Here is a 1,220-nt window from a genome sequence, read left to right as displayed (position 1 = left end):
CACCCCGCAGGAGATCCGGCACCGCGCGGCCCGCGAATGCTTGCTGGTCGCCCCATACCCTCCACGTGCCGGCGTAGAGCGCGGCGGTGAGCACCGTGATCACGTAGAACGCCACAGTTCCGTCGCCGGCGTGGCGCGCCGCGAAGAGCCCTAATCCGCCCAGCGCACACGGAATGAGAACAAGCCAGGAACCGGCAGCACGAGCAGTCATGATGGAGCAATTATAGGGATGTGCGGGTTCGTGCCGTACACTCATTCACCGATACGCCCCCATAGCCCAATCGGCAGAGGCAGTCGACTTAAAATCGATTCAGTCAGGGTTCGAGTCCCTGTGGGGGCACGTGTGCAGGCCAGGCGGTCGCGTCCTGTAGTTGGCGCGCCACTTGGCACAGTAGTGGCTCGCTGTTGAAGGGCCCCACCAATTGCGCGCTCAGCGGCAGGCCATCGTGAAAGCCAGAAGGCACAGCAGCAGCCGGGTTACCCACCGCGTTCCACGGTGAGGTGAAAGACGCGACCCCGCTCGCCTTCAGCGCGGCTGGCAAGAATCCATGCGCATCCAATTGCCCAATGGGGACCGCCGGGTGGGGGACAGTCGGCGTCAGCAGGAGATCCACGTCTGAGAACACCTCGCGCATGAGCTTCTGACCAATCTGCGCGCTCTTTGCCTCTGCCTTGCGCACCATCTGCGGAGATGTCAGCCCCGTCCACTTACCCAGCCGCACGCCGCAGCGAGTGCGTCGTTCAAGGAGGTCTGGGTGCTCAGCCGCGTGCGCCTCCTCGCTGAAACCATTCAAATATTGCGGCACAAAGGACAAAGCCAGCGTGGGCGGGTACGAAAAATCATGCTCAAACACGTCGTGCCCCAAAGCTTTCAAAGCCGTAGCGGTCGCCTCCACCGCGCGCCGCGCAGGATTCTTCAACACAGTGCCCAATGGCGCGGCCGTGCTCACGCCAATGCGCAATCGCTCTGGGGAATGCTCCAAAGCCTCAGTCAGTGTCATGTTCCATTCAGGAGCGGAATGCTTATCGACGCCCTCCGTCACCCCACTCACACAATCCAAAATGAGTGCCGTGTCCTCCACATACCGCGTCAGCGGCCCGATGGTGCCCAGCGCACCCCACAAGCTGGCGTTCGGGGCAGCGGACACGCGCCCGCGCTGCGGCTTCAAACCGAAGATGCCACACCAGGCGGCGGGCAGGCGGATGGAACCACCGCCGTC

The 1,220-nt window shown here is 63.3% G+C and carries 1 protein-coding gene, 1 tRNA gene and 1 pseudogene; 1 reads left to right on the top strand and 2 read right to left on the bottom strand.

The genetic code is table 11. The features are described from left to right. Positions 1-211, bottom strand: a pseudogene (locus F4V54_RS10835) (hypothetical protein); the annotation flags it as partial. Positions 212-266: 55 nt separating this feature from the next. Here F4V54_RS10835 and F4V54_RS10830 point away from each other — a divergent pair. Beyond that, a tRNA-Leu gene (locus F4V54_RS10830) sits at positions 267-340 on the top strand. Here the strand turns inward: F4V54_RS10830 and F4V54_RS10825 are convergent. Further along, a partial coding sequence (locus F4V54_RS10825) for an amidase family protein (RefSeq protein ID WP_249041300.1) occupies positions 315-1,220 on the bottom strand: 906 nt, incomplete at its 5' end. The two genes, F4V54_RS10830 and F4V54_RS10825, sit on opposite strands and share 26 nt — an antisense overlap.

Origin of the sequence: Corynebacterium tuscaniense, from assembly GCF_008693065.1 — a bacterium.
Classification (GTDB): Bacteria; Actinomycetota; Actinomycetes; order Mycobacteriales; family Mycobacteriaceae; genus Corynebacterium; species Corynebacterium tuscaniense.
The sequence above is the reverse complement of the archived record's forward strand: the minus strand, read 5'-3'. Positions and strand labels throughout refer to the sequence as shown.